Here is a 617-nt window from a genome sequence, read left to right on the forward strand (position 1 = left end):
GTGCAGCTGGGTGCTGTCGGCGATGTTCGAGGCCGCGATGCGGAAGGCGCGCGCGGCCCAGTCCAGGTAGTCGCGCCAGAGCGCGCGGCGCAGCGGCAGGCCTTCGCGCAGCGCCGGTTCGTCGATCTGGATGATGCCGATGCCGGCCGCCTCCAGGTCGCTCACTTCGTCGCGGATCGCCAGCGCGATCTGCAGCGCGGTCGTGGCGCGCGGCTGGTCGTCGCGCACGAACGACCATTGCAGGATGGTCACCGGGCCGGTCAGCATGCCTTTCACCGGACGCGTGGTGAGGCCCTGGGCATAGGCGCTCCAGGCCACCGTCATCGGCCTGGTGCGCGCCACGTCGCCGAACAGCACCGGCGGCTTCACGCAGCGCGAGCCGTAGGATTGCACCCAGCCGTTGGCCGTGAAGGCAAAGCCGTCGAGCTGCTCGCCGAAGTACTCGACCATGTCGTTGCGCTCGGCCTCGCCGTGCACCAGCACGTCGATGCCCAGCAGCTCCTGTTCGCGCACCGCTTGCTCGATCTCGCGCCGCATCGCCGCTGCGTAGACGTCGCGCGCCAGGGCGCCGCGTTTGAAGGCGGCGCGCGCGGGGCGGATCGCCGGCGTCTGCGGGA

Annotated in this window: 1 pseudogene; it reads right to left on the reverse strand. The window is 71.3% G+C overall.

Annotated elements, in window-relative coordinates:
- Positions 1 to 617: pseudogene (locus KVT32_RS28325) on the reverse strand (5-methyltetrahydropteroyltriglutamate--homocysteine S-methyltransferase); the annotation flags it as partial.

This window comes from Achromobacter sp. GbtcB20 (assembly GCF_019091095.1).
GTDB classification, from domain to species: Bacteria; Pseudomonadota; Gammaproteobacteria; order Burkholderiales; family Burkholderiaceae_B; genus Achromobacter; species Achromobacter mucicolens.